The organism is Myxococcus sp. NMCA1 (assembly GCF_026810205.1).
Classification (GTDB): Bacteria; Myxococcota; Myxococcia; order Myxococcales; family Myxococcaceae; genus Myxococcus; species Myxococcus xanthus_A.
Window position 1 is genome coordinate 7,326,632 of record NZ_CP113950.1, and the last position, 15,897, is coordinate 7,342,528.

Genomic DNA, 15,897 nt, shown 5'->3' on the forward strand with positions numbered 1-15,897 from the left:
GGCCACCATGGGAATGGGCGGAGGAAACCGCGGCGGTGGCCGCACCACCATGAGCGAAATCAACGTCACGCCCATGGTGGACGTGATGTTGGTGCTGCTCATCATCTTCATGGTGACGGCGCCCCTCATCCAGCAGGGCGTGAAGGTGAACCTGCCGGAGACCAAGGCCGCGCCGGTGGAGGCCACGGAGAAGAAGCTGGTCCTCTCCATCGACGCGGGGCGCAAGGTCTACATCGGTGATGCGGAAGTGGCGCTGGAGGAGCTGGAGCAGAAGCTCGCCGCCAACGCCAAGGCGCAGGCCGACAAGGAAGTCTATCTCCACGCGGACCGGGACGTGCCGTACGGTGTGGTGGTGGAGGTCATGGCCGCGGCCCAGCGCGCGGGCATTGGCAACGTGGGCATGATTACGGACCCGTCGACCGGGGGTCGGACGTCCAACACTGGCAAAGGCAAGTCGAAGGAAGCGAAGCGCTAGCCCATGACGCCCTCCGCGGTAAGCCACAGCCTGCTCGTCACGCGCTCCACGCGGCTGTCGCGCTTCGTGGTGGTGTCCGTCGTGGGGCACATCCTGGTGCTGGTGGCGGCGATTGCGTACGCGCGTTACTCCGCCACGCCCAAGGTGGACCTGGACACCAAGCCCATTCGCGCCACGCTGGTGCGCCTGGGCAAGCCGCGCGACTCCAAGCTGCTGCCGCGCAAGGAGCAGCTGCCACCGCCCCCCAAGAAGGTGGACGCACCCAAGCCCGCTCCGGAGGCCCCGCCCCCGGAGCCCTCCCCCGCCAAGGTGGCGGTGCCCATCCCGGGTGTGCAGCCGGAGCCCTCCACGTCCAAGCCCACGCCGCAGAAGGGCGAGACGACCGGCGAGGACCGGCGCAAGCGGCTCTTCGGTGCCTTCGACAAGACGGCCAAGGCGGCCGAGCCCGAGGAGGCGGAGGGCGCCGAGGACGGCGACCCGGACGGCGACTCGGCCACCGCGGAAGGCGAGCGCTACTTCGGCCTGCTCCAGTCGCAGGTCCGCCGCCACTACAGCGTGGCGGACACCATCCCCGAATCCGAGCGGCTGCACCTCAAGGCCATGGTGGCGGTGCGCCTGGGCCGCACGGGTGAAGTGCTGGACGTGAATCTCACCAAGGCCAGTGGGAACGACCTCTTCGACTCGGCCGTCGTCACGGCCGTGCGCAAGGCCGCGCCCTTTTCTCCTCCGCCTGACCATCTCCGGGACGCCCTGCAGAAGAGCGGCGTCAACCTGGTGTTCAACGCCCTATGAAAGCCCTGCTCCTCTCCCTGCTGCTCCTCCCCGTCGTCGCGCTCGCGCAGGCGCCCACCATCGAAATCTCCGGCGCCAACTTCCGCCCGCTGCCCGTGGCGGTACCCGCGCCCCTGACGCAGAACGATGGCGCGAAGGCGTTGGTGGCGCCCTTCGACTCGGCCTTCAGCTTCGACCTGGCCGCCTCCGGCATCCTCCAGGTGCTGGACCGCAAGGGCTTCACGGCGGACGCGAAGGAAGGCATGGCCGCGGCCAGCATCAACTTCAGCCGCTGGGCGGACGTGGGCGCCGAAGCGCTCGTGAAGGTGTCGCTGGCGCAGGACGGCGGCGTGGTGCGCGGTGAGCTACGCCTGTTCAACGTGGGCACCGGCCGCGAGGACCTGAAGGTGTCCAAGGACGCGCCCGCCGATAATGCCTCGCTGCTGGCGCACCGCCTGGCGGACGCGCTCTACCGGCACTTCACCCGCGAGCCCAGCCCCTTCCTGTCCCGCATTACCTATGTGCGCAAGGCGGGCACCAATCGCGACGTCTACGTGGCGGACTGGGACGGCGGCAACGCCCGGGCGCTCACCAAGGGCGGCATCAACATCCTGCCCGCGCTGAGCCAGGACGGCTCGCAGGTCGCCTTCACGACGTACCGCAAGAATCGCCCGGACATCTACGTGCAGTCCCCTGGCGGTGAGGCGAAGGCCGTCATCTCCGGCGGGCAGATGGCCACCGGCGCGGCCTTCTCTCCGGACGGCAAGCGCATCGCGTACTCGCTGGCGGAGGGCGAGAGCGCCCAGGTGTACGTGGCCAACGCGGATGGCAGCGGCGCGCGCGCGCTCACCGACACGCCCTACGGCCTCAACACCAGCCCCACCTGGTCGCCGGACGGCAAGCGCCTTGCCTTCGTGTCCAACCGGGGCGGCAGCCCGCAGGTCTACATCATGAACGCGGATGGCACGGGCGTGCGCCGGCTCACCTTCCAGGGCAACTACAACCAGACGCCGGACTGGTCGCCGCGTGGGGACCTCATCGTCTTCACCGCTCGTGACGAGCGCAACGCCTTCGACCTCTTCACCGTCAGCGTGGAGACGGGCAAGGTGACGCGCCTCACGCAGGACCAGGGCAGCAACGAGGAGCCCGCCTTCTCTCCCAACGGGCGGCTCATCGTCTTCACGTCCACCCGCAATGGCGGCTCGCAGCTCTATGTCATGACGGCGGACGGCAACAACCAGCTGCCGCTGCGCGCCGAGAAGGGCGTCTACCAGACGCCGGACTGGTCGCCGCTGCCGCAGGCGCAGTAGCCGTCCCCTGGGCCTGTGGGGCGCCAGCGAGCGCCCCGCGCCCGGCACCGGGACGTCCGTTGACAGCCGGGGCGCGCTCGGGTCGAGTCCTCCCGCATGAGCGCGCCCTTCCGCAGCCACTGGAGCCTGGACCCCGAAGTCGTCTTCCTGAACCACGGTTCGTTCGGCGCCTGCCCGACAGCCGTCCTCCAGCGGCAGGCCGAGCTGCGCGCGCGCCTGGAAGCCGAGCCGGTGCGCTTCCTCCACCGCGAAATCGAGCCGCTGCTGGATGACGCCCGCGCCGCGCTCGCCACGTTCCTCGACGCGGACGCGGACGACCTGGGCTTCGTCCCCAACGCGACGGCGGGGGTGAGCACGGTGCTGCGCTCGCTGCGCTTCGCTCCCGGCGACGAGCTGCTCACCACCGACCATGAGTACAACGCCAGCCGCAACGCGCTGGACTTCGTGGCCGCCCAGTGGGGCGCCAAGGTGGTGGTGGCGAAGCTGCCCTGGCCGGTGCCGTCCGCGCAGTCCGTGGTGGACGCGGTGCTGCCCCACGTCACCCCGCGCACGCGTCTGTTCCTGGTGGACCACGTCTCCAGTCAGACGGCCCTGGTGCTGCCGCTGGCGCAGCTCGTCACCGCCCTGCGCGAGCGCGGCGTGGAGACGCTCGTGGATGGCGCGCACGGGCCGGGCATGCTGCCGCTGTCGCTGCGCACGCTGGGCGCAGGCTACTACACGGGCAACTGCCACAAGTGGCTGTGCGCCCCCAAGAGCGCCGCGTTCCTCCACGTCCGGCGCGACCTCCAGCCCGCCATCAAGCCCCTGTCCGTGAGCCACGGGCACAACTCCCGGCGGACGGACCGCTCCCGCTTCCGGCTGGACTTCGACTGGACGGGGACGCACGACCCTTCGGCCGTGCTCTGCGTGCCCGAGGTGATTCGCTTCATGGGCGGGCTGCTTCCCGGCGGCTGGCCGGAAGTCATGGCCTCGAACCGGGCCAAGGTGCTGGCGGCGCAGAACCTGCTGTGCGCGCGGCTGGGCACCCAGCCCACCTGCCCCGAGGACATGGTCGGCAGCATGGCCACGGTGACGCTGCCGGACGGCTTCCCCGAAGTCCCCCAGCCCCCGCTCTACGTGGACCCGCTCCACCTGCGCCTGTTCGACGAATACCGCATCGAGGCGCAAATCACCCCCTGGCCCCGGCCGCCGCACCGGCATGTGCGTCTGTCCGCGCAGCTCTACAACACCCCCGCCGACTACCAGGCCCTGGGCGATGCTTTGGAAGCGCTGCTGCGTTGAGTAGGCTGCCGCGCATGTCGCGTTTCGCCACCATCGACGTCGGAAGCAACTCGGTCCTCCTGCTCGTCGCGGAGCGCACCCCGGAGGGCCGTTTCGAGGCCGTGCGGGAGCGCGCGGAAATCACCCGCCTGGGCCGAGGCGTGGATGCGACGCGCAAGCTCTCCGCCGAAGGCATGGAGGCGACGCTCCAGGTGCTGGAGTCCTTCGCCCGCGAGGCACGCGACCTGGGCGCGGAAGGCATCGCAGTGTCCGCCACCAGCGCCGCGCGTGACGCGGAGAACGGCGCGGAGTTCCTCGCGGCCGCGAAGGCGCGGGCGGACGTGACAGTGGAAATCATCTCCGGCGCCATGGAGGCGGAGCTGTCCTTCGCAGCGGTGCACGCGGACTTCGCGTCGGACGCGGCGGGCCCCCTTCTGGTGCTCGACATCGGCGGCGGCTCCACGGAGTTCATCTACGGCAACCGCGGCGGCCACGTGGACTTCCGCCACAGCTTCGACGTGGGCGCGGTGCGCATGACGGAGCGCTTCGTCGGCTCGGACCCGATGACGTCCGAGGACCGCGCGCGTGTCGAAGCCCACCTGCGCGACACCTTCCGCGCCCTCCCCGCCCCGCCGCCCGGCGCGGCCCTGGTGGGCGTCGCGGGCACGGTGACGACGCTGTACGCCGTGCAGCACGCCATCCACCCCTACGTCCCGGAGCAGGTCCACGGCGGCACGCTGTCCGTGGGCCAGCTGTCCGCCCTGACGGACCGGCTGTGCGCCATGCCGCTGGAAGAGCGGCGCGCCCTGCCCGGCATGCAGCCCAAGCGCGCGGACGTCATCCCCGCGGGCGCCCTCATCCTGCTGGAGTCGGTGAAGGCGCTGGGACTGGAGGCCTGCCGCGTCAGTGACAGGGGCCTGCGCTGGGGCCTGCTCGCGCACCGCTTTGGCGCCGGAGCCACCTCTTCATGAACGCCCAACCCGCGGCCTCACCGGCCGCGTCCGCCGTGCCCGCCAGCAACGCGGGTTACGCGCTGCTCATCCTCACCCTCATCAACCTGGTCAACTACCTCGACCGCTACATCGTCGCGGTGGCGCTGCCAGGCATCCAGAAGGAATTCGGCATCAACGACACGCAGTCCGGCCTGCTGGGCACCATGTTCATCGTGGTGTTCATGCTGGCCTCGCCGCTGGGCGGGTTCCTCGGGGACCGCTACCCGCGGCGGCTGCTGGTGGCGGGCGGCGTGATTCTCTGGAGCCTGGCCACCGGGGCCAGCGGACTGGCCACCTCGTTCGGCGCGCTGCTCCTGGCCCGCGCGGTGATTGGCATCGGAGAGGCCGGCTACGGCGCGGTGGCGCCCAGCATCATCTCCGACTTGTACCCGCGCGCGCAGCGCACGCGGATGCTGGCGTTCTTCTACATCGCCATCCCCGTGGGCGCCGCGGCGGGCTACGGCCTGGGCGGGTGGCTGACGCAGGCGTACTCGTGGCACGTCGCCTTCTTCGCGGGCGGCGTGCCCGGCCTGATTCTGGGCGCCATGGCCTTCTTCATGCCGGAGCCCCAGCGCGGCGCCATGGACGGGCCGGATGCGCAGACGAAGATGCCCTTCATGGTGGGCCTGAAGGGGCTGGCGAGGAACTCGGCCTTCTGGGCGGTGACGGCCGGATACACGCTGATGACGTTCTCCATTGGAGGCCTGGGCTTCTGGATGCCCACGTACCTGGTGCGCGAGCGCGGCCTGGCGCAGGACAGCTCGGGCTTCATCTTCGGCGCGATTACGGCGGTGGCCGGCCTGCTGGGGACGGTGGCGGGCGGATGGCTTGGCGACAAGCTGGACCGCAAGCGCGAGGGCGGCGGACTGTGGATGTCCGGCATCGGCCTGATACTGGCGGCCCCGTGCATGTACCTGGCGGTGAACCTGAAGGCCGTGGGCCCCACCTTCGCGGCGATTGCCCTGGCGCAGTTCCTCATCTTCCTCAACAGCGGCCCCATCAACGCGGCCATCGTCAACTGCGTGCAGCCCGCGTTCCGCGCCTTCGCCATGGGCCTGAACGTGCTGTGCATCCACCTGCTGGGTGACGCGATTTCGCCCACGCTCATCGGCAAAATCGCGGACGCGTCCAGCCTGCATACCGCCATCGCGGTGAATGCCCTGCCCGTCCTCCTCGGCGGCTTCGCGCTGCTGCTGGGCGCCAGGCTGTTCCGTGAAGCGGTGCCCCTCGCGCGTCAGGGCTGAGCGGCGGCGTCCAGCCTCGGCCGGTACTCGTCGGCCAGGCGCTCCATCTCCAAGGCCAGCCGCTCGCCATCCGCGAGCAGCAGGCCCTTGAGGCGCGCGCGGTTGCCCAGCGTGAAGAACACGCGGATGTCGCGCTGGAGCGACTCCCAGCGCTCGGCGAAGTAGAGGGTGAACAGCGCCAGCGGCGGCACGGCGAGGAAGACGGCCACGGCCAGGAGCGCGCTCCCCCACACCGCCGCGGCGGCCGTCAGCACGCCCCACCACACCAGCGCCACCACGAAGGCGGTGAGGAACTTCACCGTGGCCTGCACATCCAGTTCGGCGTTGCGGCTGGCGAGCCGGGGCAGCTGGTAGGGCAGCCAGAACAGGCCCAGCCCCAGGGCGAACAGCGGCAGGCCCAGCACCAGCGCCAGCACGTTCTTCACCACGAAGGGCACCACGTTCCCCGGCCGGTACACGAGCGCCAGGTCCTCCGGCCCCGTCGCCTGCACCAGCGCCATGCGGTGCCGGAAGTCGGCGAGCTGCGCGCGCAGGGGCTCGAAGCGCTCCGGCTCCTCGGCGCGGAACATCTGGACGCCGCGCGCCCACAGTCGCAGGCGCTCCGCGTCGAGCGCCCCACCCTGCTTGAAGGCGAAGAGCTGCTCGGCCAACTGCGCCAGCGGGAGGTCCGCCCACTGCTCCAGGTTGAGCGTCACCGCGCGAAGCCCGCTGGCGATGCGCTCGGTGAGGGCGCGGACGGCATCGGGCTCCGCGGCGGCGTCCGCGGGCAGGAAGGCCTGCACTTCGATGGCGGGCCCCACGTCGATGAGCACCTCGCTGCGGAACACGTGCTTCTCCGCGTAGGTGAGCCCCACGGGGACGATGCGCACCGGAGCCCCGGCCTTCGCCGCGCTCAGGGCAATGCGCGCCGCGCCCGTCTTCAACTCCGCGAGCCCGGGCTCGGAGTGGCTCTTGCCCTCGGGGAAGATGGTGATGGCGCGCCCCTGCACCAGCGCGCCCTTCGCGGCATCCAGCGTGCCTTCATTGCCGCCCATCTTCGCCGGGTCATCCTGCTTCCGGTACACCGGCAGCGCGTCCAACCCCTTCAGCAGCCAGCCGATGACGGGCATCCGGAACAGCGGCGCCTTCGCCAGGAAGGTCACCTTGCGCCGCGTGAGGATGAACACCAGCGCCGGGTCGATGAGGCCATTGGGGTGGTTGCCCACGAAGAGCACGGGGCCGTCCGGCTCCAGCGCCGGGGCATTCACCTTCACCCGGTAGAAGAGTCGGAGACACAGCGCCACCACCGCACGCACGCACGCGTAGAACACGGAGGAGACTGTACTCCACGTCTCAGGGATACCGGTCCACCACCTGGATGACGCCGGTGTTGTCCTGCACCACGGAGAAGCCCTTCATCGGGCTCGGGTAGGCAATCAGGCCCTCGCCGTCCTTGTCCCAGCGCGAGTCCAGGAGGATGCCGCAAAAGGGCACCGACATCGCCCCGGACTCCGGCAGGAAGATGCGGTCATACCGGCCGAAGACGCGGTGCTTCGTCACGTACAGGCGGCCGCCGATGCGCGCGCCGGGAAGCTGCTGCTCGCCCTGCTCGCGCGGCAGCGCAATCACGAAGCTGTAGTTGTAACGCGCCGGGCCCGGGTGGTCCTGGATGGCATCCACGATGACGGGGACCTTGTCCCCGGGCTTCAGGCCCAGGCGCTCCATCTGCAGCAACGCGCCCCGAGGGCACGTCCCCTCTGGCGGCATCCACTTGGGCCGCGCCGGCCCCTGCGAGGACGCGGAGGTGGTCCGGCAGCCCGCCGCAACCAGGAGCCCCAGGCCCACCACCGTCCACCGCAGCCAGCGCATGCGCACCATCGCCTCCCTCAGAACGTCCCGATGCTGAAGTGGAACTGCGTGGTGGCCTCATTCACCGACTCGTCCGGGTCCAGGTTGAAGCCCACATCGAAGGCCAGCGGCCCCACGGGCGTCACGTAGCGCAGGCCCGCGCCCGCCGTGTAGCGCAGCCGGCCCGGGTCGAACTGCGTCCGGTCCAGCCACAGGTTGCCCGCTTCGACGAAGAGCCCCAAGTCCACGGAGGACAGGGCCGGCAGGCGCAACTCCGCCTTGCCCAGGGTGAAGAGCTCGCCGCCCTGGCTCGCCGGCACCTGCCCCGCGAGCACGGCCTTCAGCTCTGCGGAGCACCCCGACGGAGAAATCAGCGCCCGGCAGTCGCGCAGCCGCTGCTGCAACGCGCCGCGGACGTCCTCCGGCAGCACGCCGTCCTCGCGGAAGCCGCGCAGGCTCGAAGAGCCGCCCAGGTAGAACAGCTTCGAGCCAATGGCCTGGGCATCCTCCTCCAGCGGGATGATGGTGCCCGCGCGCGCGGACAGCGCCACGCTCGCCCGCCGCCCCAGGGGGATGTAACCACTGAGGCTGCCCGACAGCTTCACGCCGTCGATGGGGTACGCATCCACGCGGTTGCCCGCCACGTCCGTGGGACGCACGCTCAAGCCGCGGGTGAACTCCGCGCTGGAGACGAACACCACGCCTCGGCGAGGGTTGGCCGGGTCGTCCCGGAAGTCGAGCGTGGCGGAGGGACGCAACGAATGCAGCGCGAAGTCGCCGAACGGGTAGCGCAGCCGCTCCCGGTCGGCGCGGTTGAGCAACTCCAGCACGCCCGCGCGCGAGCGCAGCCGGTTGTTCTCCACCTCGTAGGACAGTGACAGGTTGAGCCACGTCGCCGCGGCCCAGTCCATGGCGGCCGCCGCCGCGAACCGCGAGGACACGTAGGAAGGCCGGTGCACGCGCTCGCCAATGAGGTCCAGGCGGGCGCCCACCTGCAGCGGCAGCAGGAAGAACAGCCGCGGCTGCGCCAGCGCGAGGTTGCCCCGGCCTCCCAGGCCATTGAGCCCCTGGAGCTCCACGTCACAGCCCGGAGCCGGACCACCACCGGGAACCGTCTGCTGGCAGGCGATGCGCCGGTCCCGAGACAGCGCCTCCGCGCTCCAGCCCGCGTAGTTGATCTTCCCGCGCGCCAGCAGGCTGAGCCCCAGCCCGTCCAGGTTGCGGTAGGCCGTGTCGAGCGTGATGCGGGGACCATCCACCAGGAAGTAGCCGCCAGACACCTGGCCATCCAGCCGGGGCCGCTCCTGGACCGTCACCAGCACGTCCTTGGTGTCCTCGCGCCGGGTGGGGTCCGCCAGCGCGATGACCACCTGACGGAACACGCCCAGGCGCGCCAACCGGCGCTGGCCCTCCGTCAGCTCATCCAGCGCGACGGGCTTGCCCTCCTCCACCGCGAGATTGGCCAGCACCAGGTCCGGGTCCGTGCGCGTCAGGCCCTGCACCAGAATCTTCCCGACCTTCACCTGCGGGCCCGCGTCCGCGCGGAAGATGACGGTCGCCTGCGTCCCGTCCTCGCCCACGCCCGTCTCCGTGGTAACGCGCGCGAAGAGGTAACCCTGCCGCCCCAGCTCCTGCTCCAGCGCCTGACGCGAGGACTCCACCGTGTCGAAGCTCAGCGGCGCGCCCTCGCGCATGCGCCGGCCCATGACCCAGGCCGTCAGGCCCGGTGGCACACCCTGGAAGTCCACCTTCACCAGGCGCGCCTGGGGGCCCTCCTCCACGTCGAAGTCCGCGACCGCCGTGCGCCCCACCACATCCACCGTCAGGCCCCGGAACGCCACCACCGCGGAGAGGAATCCCTGCTCGCGGTAGGCCTCGTTCATGGCCTCCACGGCCTCCAGCCACGCATCCTCCACGTACACAGTGGACGCGGGCGGCGGCGGCGCGACGCCCGGGAGCTCCGGGCCGTGACGTCCCTCGGTGTTCAGCGGGTCGTCGAGCATCCGCAGGTCCAGCTCCGGCCGCGTCATGCCCGCCAACACCCGCTCCGCGAGCAGCGCGCGCAGCGTCTCCATTGGCAGCCCGTGGTTGCCGTGGAAGCGCACGTCGGCCACGCGCAGTGGGTGCCCCTCCTCCACGTCGAACACCAGCGCCGCCACCTCGCCATCCGGACGCAGCACCTCGCGGGGACGCACGCGCACGTCGTGGAAGCCGCGGTAGCGGTAGAAGACCTCCATGCGCCGCGCGAGCCGGCCAGCGACGACCTCGTCCATGGGCTCCGAGACGTCGTGCGCCAGCACGCGCTCCAGCACGCCCGGCGGGAAGTGGCGGTTGCCGTGGAAGCGCACCACGTAGCGAGGCCCCGCCATCAGCGGCACCGCCACCGACGCGAAGCTGCCCTCCACCAGCACCGCCGGCGCTCCCACCTGCGCGCGCCAGTAGCCCTCGCCGCGCAGCAACGTGCGCAGCTCTTCCAGCGAGTTAGACAGACGCGCCCGGTCGAACACCTGCCCCGGCTGAAGCGCCAGCACCTCCAGCAGCCGGGACAGCGGCAGGCCAGGGCTGCCAGAGAAGGTCACCTGCCGCACCCGCGTGGGCAGACCTTCGTCAACGGCGAGCACCACCGCGATGCCATCCGTCACCGGCTCCTGCGTCACCGAGACTCTCGCCGAGTCGTACCCCTTGCGCTGATACGCCTGGAGCACGGACGACACCGCGCCCTGCAGCTCCTCCGCGTCCAGCGGCCCGCCCTCCAGCAAGCTGCTGGCCTCCAGCAGCTCCCCGTCCGACAGCACGGCGTTGCCTTCGAAGCGCAGCCGCGCCAGCCGCGCAACGGGCGTGAGCTGGAACATCAGCCGCACCCCGCCTCGCACCGGCTCCGTGCGCGCCACCACGTCCGTGAAGCGGCCCGTGGCCCACAGCCGCTCCACCGAGCGCCGCACCGCGCCCGGTGTCAACGTCTGCCCCTTGCGCACCGCCACCAGGTCGCTCAGCCCCTGCGCGTCGGCGCCTCCGGACAGGTGCAGCTCCACGGCGATGACTTCGGCGCCGAAGCCACTGCCGTCGTCCGCCTGCGCGCGCGCCGCGCCCGGCACGAGGACGCAGAGCACCAGCGCCAGCACCGCGAGGGCCCGGACTACTCGACCTCCCAGCTCAGCTTCAGCTCGAGCCCGAGGTTTCCAAACGAGGCTTCGTTGTTCTCGTTGTCCCACTGGGCCTGTGCGGAGAGTCGGTCATCGAAACGGTACTCGGCCCGCGCCCGCGTGCCGCGCCCGCTCACGGGTTGCGTCATACCGATTTTAAGCTGCTCGCTCAGGAACTTCGACTCCAGTTGCGCGGTGGGCTCCGCTTGCCGGGTGGCGTCGTTGTAGGTGGTCGAAATCTGCAGGGACAAATCCCTCAACACCGGATTGCTGGGCAGGAAGCGCTGGAGCTGCCGGTCCAGGCCCGACACGTTGAAGAGGGCCTCGGCCGCCAGGCCGGCGCTCGCCGAAGCCGCGGTATCCTGGTCTGACGAGGTGAAACCCAGGGTGAGAAGCGAGACGATGTCGCCCTCCACCAGCGCCGGCTCCGAGGAAAGGAGAATCTGCGGGTCTGACGGCTTGCCGAAGGCGTGCAGCTTCACCACGTACTCACGCACCTGCGTCTGGGCCTGGACCTCGAAGATGGGGTCGATTTGCGTGGGGTCCTGGAACTCGAGCTGCCCCTGACTGATGGTGAAGGGGTTGTTCCGGAAGAAGGCCTGGCTGCCCTCGGCCAGTTCCACCCGGCCCAGCAGTCCCGGCCGCAGGTCCGTCCCCGTCAGTCGCACGTCCCCCAGCAGGCGAGCCTTCGCCAGGTTGTTGTCCACGCGGACGTCGCCGAAGTGGACGTTCACGTCCCAGATGACCCAGGGCTTCGGAGGCTCACCGGACGAGGAGGACGAGCCCGCCGCCAGGTGGGTGGTGCGCTTCTGCATCGTCTTCAGCAGCGCATCCACGTCCAGCGCCTTCTGGTAGCGCATCTTCACGATGTCCATGCCACCGGTGACGGTGAATCCCTTGGGCGGACCAATCACCTGGAGCAGGCCGGAGAAGGTCGCGGGCAGGTCCTCCGTGAGCCGGTAGGGCACCTCGTCCAGTTGGATGGTGAGCCCCAGCCGCTGCGGCAGGAAGCGCTCCAGCCGCACGTCGCCGCGCGCGGACACGCGGCCTTCGTTGAGCTGGCCCTGCAGGTGCTCCACCAGCACGCGCTGGCCCGTCATCTCCACGCGCCCGGCCATGTTGCGCACCTGGACGGGCCAGTCCCGCAACGCCAACCGCATGTCGAACAGCTCCGCGGAGCCGACCACGGAGGGCTTCTCCAGCGTCCCGGAGGCCTCGGCGTCCACGGTGATGCGCCCGGAGGAGCGCTCCACCATGGCGGGCATCAACGACTCCAGCAGACGCAAATCCAACCCGCCCCGCAGCGTCACATTCAGGCCGCGCGGGCTCATCCACCCGCCCAGCGACAAGTCCACGTGCTGCCCCGTGAAGCGGAAGGGCTGCACATCCGTCCGCCCGGCCGCGTACGCCAGCACGATGGGGCCCGCGTTCTCCCCGCGCAGGTCGTCGCGGGAGAGGACCAGCCGCTCCACGGTGGCGTTCACCTGCGAGCCCGCGGGCTCCAGGAGTAGGCCCTTGGCGCTCACCGTGCCCGACAGGGCGCCGCTGACGCCCGCCCACAGTGGCGCGTCCGGCAGCAGCGGGCGAATCTCCGGCAACGAGAACGAGCCCTGGGCGTCATAGGGCCAGTTCTCCTGCACCTTCATGCGGATGCGGCCGGTGGCGTCCCGGAAGGGGTGGCCCCACACCTCGAAGTTCTTCCCCACCATGCGCCCGGTGAGGTCCATGGCGCCCAGGTTCCGCTCGGCGAAGGTGACGCGCGGCGCGCGCAGCGTGACGTCCACCACCGGCACGTCGGCGGTGCCCGACACGACGCCGTCCATCACCATCGTGCCCTGAATGCCCATGCGCTCGGCGAGCTCCGGGTCCACCGCCTCGGCCAGCGACAGGCCGTCTCCGCCGAAGCGGTAGTCCAACCCGCCCGCGAACGCGAAGGTGCCCTCCGCCCAGGTGCGGCCCAGCGGCCCCGTAAGGGTGGTGCGCTCCAGCACCATCGCCTTGCCATCCACGAAGCGCAGCCGCGCCGCGCCGTCACCCATGCGCCGCCCCAGGTACGTGGTGTCCTTGACGTCGAACGCCACCAGCCCCTCCAGCTTCTCCACGGGGCTGTCCACCTCCACGCGGCCGGTGGCCGTTCCCCCCAGCGTGCCCTGCATCACCGCGAGCGACGGACTCAGGCCCGCCACCACGTCCACCAGGTCCTCGTTGCGCCCCTGCGGGACGTTCACCTCCAGGCGCAGGTTGAGCAGCCGCCCGAAGGACACGCCCGCCTTGCCGTAGTACTGCGTGCGCCCCTTCTGGCCGGAGAAGGCGGGGAACGTGAGCAGGTTGTCCTTGTAGGCCAGTTTCCCCTGCATCACCCCCAACGACAGGTTCCAGAACTCGAAGTCGCGGAAGGACAGGCCCGCCTCCACCTTCACGTCCGCCGCGGGTCCCGTAATCGCGTACGTGGCGTGGCCCCGTCCGGCCCAGGGCAGGCCCGCGATGTGGCCGAAGTCCGCCAGGTCCACGTCGCCCTGCCCGTGGATGTCCAGGCCCAGCCCGCCCGCCAGCAGGAGCACGACATCGCCCGTCACGCGCGAGTGGCCCACCTCCGCGTTGACGTGGCTGAAGGCCACGCGGTCCGGCTGGAGCTTCACCTGCGCCTGCGCGCGGGCCTTGTCGAACTCCAGAATCGTGAGCCCGTCCTTAGGCTGCGTGTCGAACGCATGTGTGGCCAGCACGAACTTCCCGGTCCGCAGGTCCAACGGGCCCGACAGGGAGAAGCGCGGCAGCAGGTTGCCGGACAGCCGAGCGTCCAGCGTGGCCGGGAAATCCACCCAGGAACCCTTCACGCCTGCCCGGTCCAGGATGCGGCCCAACGACGCGTCCTCCGTCGTCAGCGACACCTCCAGCGGGAAGTTCGGCGTGAGGCCCAGCCGTCCCGTCGCTCGCACCTTGCCCGCGCCCACGGGCAGCGTGAGCTCCTCCAGCCGGACGTCGTCACCCGAGTACGACAGGCGCGCGTGGAGGTTCGTCGGGCCGAAGTCCCCGTAGCCCAGGCTGTTGCCCGACAGCTCCAGCGACACCGCGGGGGACGCCACCTTCCCCGCGATGGACACACGCGACCAGAGGTGCCCTGTCGCGGGGCTGGGAATCAGCCGCGCCTGGTAGAGCGCGCGCAGCGGGAGGAACACCTGCGCGTCCAAGGCCAGCCGCGGCGCGCACAGCGAATCCACGCGGCCGGACACCGTGGTGGTGATGTCGTCCAGCGACACCTCGGCGCGCTCCAGCTCCAGCAGGGCCTCGTCCGGGTCCAACGCGCCCGCGATGACCAGCTGCCCTAGCGCCAGCTCGCGTCCGTCCGGGCCCAGGCGCACCCGGCCGCGCCGGGCCTCCACGTCCAACTCGATGACACCCCACTGCTCGTCCCAGCGGACGTCCAGTTCGTCCACCTCCACGCGCCGGCCCTCGGGCAGCGCCAGGCGCAGCTCCGCGCCGGAGATGTCGAGCTTCGCCACGCGCAGGTGCTCGAGCGGCTCCAGGAAGCAGAAGTTGGATTTGGGCTCGGACGGTGCGGAGGGCTGCGACAAATCCAGCGCCACGCGCGGCCGGGACGCCTTCACCTGGGCCAGCGTCAGCCGGCCCCGAAGCGGCTGGAGGAAACCAAGCTGCACCTCCGCCCTGTCCACGGCCACCAGCGGCGAGTCCGTGCCGGGAAGGAACAGCGAGAAGCCGTGCACCACCACGCGGGAGCCCAGCGGGTCCAACTCACAGCGGCCGAGCCCCACGTCCAGGCCCAGCACGTCGGGCAGGTGCCGGCGGCCCAGCGTGCACGCCACCTCCCAGGTCTCCGGCATGCGCAACAGGAGCACGCTCCCCGACAAGACGAGGAGCACCAACAGCAGCGCCCTGCGCGCACCGTGGCGGCTCTGAGAGGACAAAGCCGCTACAGCTTACCCAGCCCTTCGAGGTAGCGGTCGATCTCCGCGAGGTCCACCTTGCTGCTCGCCGTCCTGGGGAGCGTCGACGCCGAAGCGCTCGGCCGCTCGGCCGCTTGCCCGGCGGGCGTGTTCACCCCGAGCAGGCCCAGGTTCTTCCCGATGCGATGCACCAACTCCGCGGACACCGTCTGCTCGCGCGCGAGGAAGGCCTCGAAGAGCGCGTTGTCGCACAGCGTGTTGATGACGCGGGGCGAGCCGGACGAGTGCTGGTGCACGGCCAGCAGCGCCTCCGGGCTGAAGGGCATGCGCGGGCAGCCCGCGAGCCGGAGGCGGTGCTTGACGTAGGCCTCCGTCGACTCGGCGGTGAAGGGCTCCAGCCGGTAGCGCATGGCCACGCGCTGCGCGAGCGGTGGGTCCAGCTTCAGGTTCTTTTCGATTTCCGGCAGGCCGAAGAAGACGAAGGAGATGAGCTTGCGCTCCGGCACTTCCAGGTTGAGCAGCCCCCGGAACTCCTCCATCAACTCGCGCGTCTCCAGCATCTGCGCCTCGTCGATGAGGACGACGGCCTTCTTGCCGGACTCGTAGATTTGGAGCAGCCGCTGGTAGAGCTGCGACAGCAGCGCCAGCTTCTCCTGCGCCGGATTCTCCACACCCAACTGCAGCGCGATGCGGCGCAGCAGCCAGTTGGCGGTGATGCCGGAGTGAATGATGACGAGCAGCGCGGCCTCGTACTCGGACTCCGGAAGCGAGTCGAGCATGCGGCGGGCCAGCGTCGTCTTCCCCGCGCCGATGTCACCGACGAGGATGGACAGGCCCTTCATGTAGCTCACCGCGTGCATCAGCCGGGTGAGCGCCTGCGAGTGCTGCGCCGAGTTGTAATAGAAGCGGCTGACGGGAGCGTTGGAGAAGGGCTCCTGGGTCAGCTCGAAGAAGTCCAGGTACGTAGTCATGG

General features: G+C 70.6%; 11 protein-coding genes. 6 read left to right on the forward strand and 5 right to left on the reverse strand.

What is annotated here, in order from left to right; translation table 11 throughout:
- Positions 1–7: 7 nt before the first annotated feature.
- From tolR to OZ403_RS30305, 6 genes are all read left to right on the forward strand, one after another.
- A complete protein-coding gene (gene tolR / locus OZ403_RS30280) occupies positions 8–475 on the forward strand; it encodes a protein TolR (RefSeq protein WP_140794764.1) in 468 nt (155 codons plus the stop codon).
- A 3-nt stretch (positions 476–478) separates the two neighbouring features.
- Entirely contained in the window at positions 479–1,267 is a 789-nt protein-coding gene (locus tag OZ403_RS30285; RefSeq protein ID WP_140799687.1) for an energy transducer TonB, read from the forward strand.
- Complete coding sequence (gene tolB / locus OZ403_RS30290; RefSeq protein WP_140794766.1) at positions 1,264–2,556, forward strand: Tol-Pal system beta propeller repeat protein TolB; 1,293 nt, start codon at positions 1,264–1,266, stop codon at positions 2,554–2,556. Before OZ403_RS30285 ends, tolB begins: the two co-directional genes overlap by 4 nt.
- A 96-nt stretch (positions 2,557–2,652) precedes the next feature.
- A complete protein-coding gene (locus OZ403_RS30295) occupies positions 2,653–3,837 on the forward strand; it encodes an aminotransferase class V-fold PLP-dependent enzyme (RefSeq protein ID WP_140794767.1) in 1,185 nt (394 codons plus the stop codon).
- Positions 3,838–3,851: 14 nt separating this feature from the next.
- The gene (locus tag OZ403_RS30300; protein WP_140799690.1) at positions 3,852–4,787 is read left to right on the forward strand and encodes a Ppx/GppA phosphatase family protein; all 936 of its coding nucleotides are present in this window, start codon (positions 3,852–3,854) and stop codon (positions 4,785–4,787) included.
- The gene (locus OZ403_RS30305) at positions 4,784–6,052 is read left to right on the forward strand and encodes a spinster family MFS transporter (RefSeq protein WP_140794769.1); all 1,269 of its coding nucleotides are present in this window, start codon (positions 4,784–4,786) and stop codon (positions 6,050–6,052) included. The genes OZ403_RS30300 and OZ403_RS30305 overlap by 4 nt, the downstream gene beginning before the upstream one ends.
- On the opposite strand, the gene OZ403_RS30310 is transcribed toward OZ403_RS30305, so the two are convergent.
- The 5 genes from OZ403_RS30310 to OZ403_RS30330 are packed head-to-tail and all read right to left on the reverse strand — an operon-like array spanning position 6,043 to position 15,895.
- Positions 6,043–7,362, reverse strand: coding sequence for a lysophospholipid acyltransferase family protein (locus OZ403_RS30310; protein ID WP_268782398.1), 1,320 nt, complete (start codon positions 7,360–7,362; stop codon positions 6,043–6,045). The genes OZ403_RS30305 and OZ403_RS30310 overlap by 10 nt on opposite strands.
- Before the next feature lie 22 nt (positions 7,363–7,384).
- On the reverse strand, positions 7,385–7,900 hold the full coding sequence (locus OZ403_RS30315; protein ID WP_237077554.1) for a hypothetical protein: 516 nt from the start codon (positions 7,898–7,900) through the stop codon (positions 7,385–7,387).
- Between the two features lie 17 nt (positions 7,901–7,917).
- A complete protein-coding gene (locus OZ403_RS30320; protein WP_268782399.1) occupies positions 7,918–11,001 on the reverse strand; it encodes a POTRA domain-containing protein in 3,084 nt (1,027 codons plus the stop codon).
- A gap of 14 nt (positions 11,002–11,015) precedes the next feature.
- Positions 11,016–14,945, reverse strand: a complete 3,930-nt coding sequence (locus OZ403_RS30325; protein WP_268782400.1) for a translocation/assembly module TamB domain-containing protein — start codon at positions 14,943–14,945, stop codon at positions 11,016–11,018.
- 5 nt (positions 14,946–14,950) lie between these two features.
- On the reverse strand, positions 14,951–15,895 hold the full coding sequence (locus OZ403_RS30330) for an ExeA family protein (protein WP_140799693.1): 945 nt from the start codon (positions 15,893–15,895) through the stop codon (positions 14,951–14,953).
- Between the last annotated feature and the right edge of the window lie 2 nt (positions 15,896–15,897).

Excerpts from the sequence above, each read along its gene's own strand:
- OZ403_RS30305 (WP_140794769.1), top strand. The coding sequence starts at position 4,784 with ATGAACGCCCAACCCGCGGCCTCACCGGCCGCGTCCGCCGTGCCCGCC.
- OZ403_RS30330 (WP_140799693.1), bottom strand. The coding sequence starts at position 15,895 with ATGACTACGTACCTGGACTTCTTCGAGCTGACCCAGGAGCCCTTCTCC.
- tolR (WP_140794764.1), top strand. The coding sequence starts at position 8 with ATGGGAATGGGCGGAGGAAACCGCGGCGGTGGCCGCACCACCATGAGC.
- OZ403_RS30300 (WP_140799690.1), top strand. The coding sequence starts at position 3,852 with ATGTCGCGTTTCGCCACCATCGACGTCGGAAGCAACTCGGTCCTCCTG.
- OZ403_RS30315 (WP_237077554.1), bottom strand. The coding sequence starts at position 7,900 with ATGCGCTGGCTGCGGTGGACGGTGGTGGGCCTGGGGCTCCTGGTTGCG.
- OZ403_RS30285 (WP_140799687.1), top strand. The coding sequence starts at position 479 with ATGACGCCCTCCGCGGTAAGCCACAGCCTGCTCGTCACGCGCTCCACG.
- OZ403_RS30295 (WP_140794767.1), top strand. The coding sequence starts at position 2,653 with ATGAGCGCGCCCTTCCGCAGCCACTGGAGCCTGGACCCCGAAGTCGTC.
- tolB (WP_140794766.1), top strand. The coding sequence starts at position 1,264 with ATGAAAGCCCTGCTCCTCTCCCTGCTGCTCCTCCCCGTCGTCGCGCTC.